Origin of the sequence: Arthrobacter sp. H14 (genome assembly GCF_000520495.1) — a bacterium.
Classification (GTDB): Bacteria; Actinomycetota; Actinomycetes; order Actinomycetales; family Micrococcaceae; genus Arthrobacter_C.
This window is the reverse complement of the sequence record NZ_KI914625.1, coordinates 1-3,155: the sequence shown is the minus strand read 5'-3', so window position 1 is coordinate 3,155 and position 3,155 is coordinate 1. Positions and strand designations below refer to the sequence as shown.

General features: G+C 60.7%; 4 protein-coding genes. 1 reads left to right on the top strand and 3 read right to left on the bottom strand.

The features are described from left to right. Positions 1–477: 477 nt before the first annotated feature. The 3 genes from trxA to Y707_RS0103680 form a co-directional block, all read right to left on the bottom strand. Complete coding sequence (trxA, locus tag Y707_RS0103690) at positions 478–804, bottom strand: thioredoxin (RefSeq protein ID WP_026534088.1); 327 nt, start codon at positions 802–804, stop codon at positions 478–480. Between the two features lie 49 nt (positions 805–853). Next, positions 854–976 carry a ribosomal protein bL36 gene (locus Y707_RS29475; RefSeq protein WP_081744591.1) on the bottom strand — a complete coding sequence of 41 codons (123 nt, stop codon included), beginning with the start codon at positions 974–976 and terminating at the stop codon, positions 854–856. A 146-nt stretch (positions 977–1,122) separates the two neighbouring features. Next, on the bottom strand, positions 1,123–1,428 hold the full coding sequence (locus Y707_RS0103680) for a DUF4193 domain-containing protein (protein ID WP_026534086.1): 306 nt from the start codon (positions 1,426–1,428) through the stop codon (positions 1,123–1,125). Between the two features lie 591 nt (positions 1,429–2,019). Here Y707_RS0103680 and Y707_RS0103675 point away from each other — a divergent pair. Next, the coding region (locus tag Y707_RS0103675) for an IS30 family transposase (protein ID WP_035780190.1) at positions 2,020–3,155 on the top strand (1,136 nt) is incomplete at its 3' end.

Here is a 3,155-nt window from a genome sequence, read left to right as displayed (position 1 = left end):
AGTGGCTGGATTCCTGCCAAAAGAGCGCGAAGAATCCGGCCAGCTGGCGGCGCAACCGCGCGATCTCGGCCTGTTCCGCACCGGGACGCCCAGCCGTGGCCCCGGCCTCCTTGTCCTCCAGCACCCCGGCCACATGCAGCCGCCGCCAATCGCTGATCAGCGAGGAGTACAGGCCCCGTTACCCCCGGACATCCGTCAGCGAAGCACGCGATCCCAGAATCTCCCGGACCGCTGGATTTACAGAGTAAGAAACAGTACGGCCAAGACGACTGCGGGTGCGTGGCCATGAAGTTGGGCGCCCAGGAGGGCCAGTCTCAGGCGCCCACAATCGCTTCGGATTTCGTGCGCCGCGGAAGGTGCAGTTGCCGGGAACGGAGGGAGTCTCCCAGCCGCGCCGTTCCCCTCCAGGTCTGCCGGATAAAGGCTACCGGTGGGGTGGTGGATCCGGGGTGGATTACAAGTGCTGGTTCGTAGCCGTCAGCTGATGAAGGCCGCGAATTCCTGCTCGAGGACCTGTTTGGGTTTCGCTCCGATCGAGGTCGCCGCAATTTCGCCGTTGTTGAAGACGTAGACAGCGGGGATGGAAGTGATGCCGTATTTGGCCGCGATCGCGGGGTTATCGTCCACATTGACCTTCACGACATCAACTTTTCCTGCGTGCTCAGTGGCAATGTCGTCCAGGATGGGAGACAGCATGCGGCATGGTCCGCACCATTCTGCCCAGAAATCAACGATGACCGGTCTTGCGGCCTGAAGTACGTCCGCATCGAACGATGCATCGGTGACGTTTTTTGTGGTGCTCATCTTTGTCTCTCCCTCGTTGGGTTCTCGTTGGGTTTGCGGTTGCCTGGGGTTAGCCTTGGCGTGCCGTGATGCGGGGGTTTTTCTTGTTGATGACGAAGGTCCGTCCGCGGCGTCGGACTACCTGGGAGCCCGGGATTTTCTTTAGTGCGCTCAATGAGTTTCGTACTTTCACGTGGTGCTCCTTTGACGGGTTCCTGGGGTGTTCAGTGGATTCAGCTGGGGTCATGAGGGTCATTTCACAAAGCGGTCTCCTGCAGCGGGCACAGGAGTGGGCCTCCTAGAAGCGGTGCGGGGGCCGAGGCCGCCAAGCGTTGTTCTTCAATCTTCGCACTCCGTGCAGTACCTGGCGCCGCTGGTTTCCCGCGCCAGCTGGCTGCGGTGGTGAACCAGGAAACAGGACATGCAGGTGAACTCGTCGTCCTGCTCGGGAATGACCTGGATGAGCAGCTCTTCGTGCGACAGATCAGCACCGGGCAAATCAAAGCCTTCAGCGGTGTCGCTGTCCTCGAGGTCGATGACTGCCGTCTGAGTGGTTGCGCTGCGCTGAGCCTGAAGCGCTTCGAGCGACCCATTGACGGGCTGATCTTCTTCTCTGACGCGTGGTTCGTCGTAGTCATTTGCCATGAAGCGGTTTTCTCCTTCGGATGAGCATCACCATCGCAGGTGTGCAGGCAACAACCCGACAGATGCTGCGCCTATTCCCGGGCTGGTCAGGGTCCCGTCCAGCCCGGCCCGTTCATTCACGCACGCATCGTCACGAGCAAGGAGGAAAGCCCTCACGCTGCGTCACTGGCGGACCGTCGCGGCTATTCCAGACAGGAAATGATCGGCTGGAGCCCGATTTCTATAGCTTCTCTCAGTCGCGGCTAGCCCTTCCATCTCGGGGTTGAGCGGGCGCTTTCCCCAGTACACCTGTTGCGACATATCCGGGTGAGGTGAAGCCGCTCTTCTCAGGGGACCGGTTCCAGGCAGTAAGGGCGACACGTTTGCCCTTACTGGTGGCCACGGCCGGGCAAACCTGCGGCCGCCGCCGCATCAAGTGATAACGACCTACGCTCAAATACAGCCAACTCCGCAGCTTGAGAAAGCTCTTCGAAGGTATTCCGCATATTCGAAGCCTAACTTCCACTGATCAGCCGAAATGCTCTAACCATCGTGGCCCACCGTCCCACTTACCGATCCTTGGGTTCTTGCGGTGATTGCAACACTTAGCAGATGGGTGTTGTTGTGGCGGGTTATTCAATTTATCTAAGGCCGGATCTTTTGCAGCTGTTTTGGGCTGGTATGCAGGCCGGTGATTTCATCACCGATGCCGTGGCTCCGATCAATACGAGCCGGCGGACCGGGCGCAGGGTTTTGATGGAGGCCGGTGGTGTACGTCCGCGCCGTGGCCGGGATTTGAAGGGCCGGTGCCTGACCTTCGGCCAGCGTGAGGAAATCGCAGTGCTGCGCGCCCAGGGACAGTCCCTGCGGCAGATCGGTGCGGCGATCGGGCGTTCCGCTTCGACCGTTTCCCGGGAGCTGCGGCGTAATACCAAGGCTGGGTCGGCGTACCGGGCGACCTCAGCCCACGTGATGGCGTATGAGCGGGCATCGCGGCCTAAGCCGGCGAAACTGCACACCAATACGGTGTTGCGTGCGAAGGTGGAGGACGATTTGAAGAAGAAGTATTCACCGGAGCAGATCGCAGGACGACTGCGGGTTGAGTTCCCCGACCAGCTGGAGATGAGGGTGTCCCCCGAAACGATCTACCAGTCTCTCTACGTGCAGTCCCGCGGGGCGCTGAAGCGGGAGCTGACCGCGTGTCTGCGCACCGGACGGGCCGTGCGGCAGCCCAGCCGGAAGGCCGGGCAGCGCAAGAACCGGATCCCTGGAATGGTCAATATTTCCGAGCGGCCGCCCGAGGTTGAAGACCGTGCAGTGCCTGGACATTGGGAGGGAGATTTAGTGATCGGTAAAGGCAACCAAACCGCCATCGGGACCCTGGTGGAGCGGACCACGAACTACACGATGCTCGTGCACCTGCCGGACGGATACAGGGCTGAGCAGATGCGTGATGCGTTGACCGCGAAGATCAAGACGCTCCCCGACGCGCTGCGGCATTCGCTGACCTGGGATCAGGGTATCGAGATGCAGGACTGGAAGACCGTGAGCATCGACTCCGACATCGACATCTATTTCTGCGACCCGCACTCTCCGTGGCAGCGCGGTATCAACGAGAACACCAATGGCCTGCTGCGCCAGTACTTCCCCAAAGGCACAGACCTGGCCATCCACAGCGCCGCAGATCTCGACTGGGTAGCCGCCGAACTCAACGACCGGCCACGCAAACGATTAGAGTTCAAGAAGCC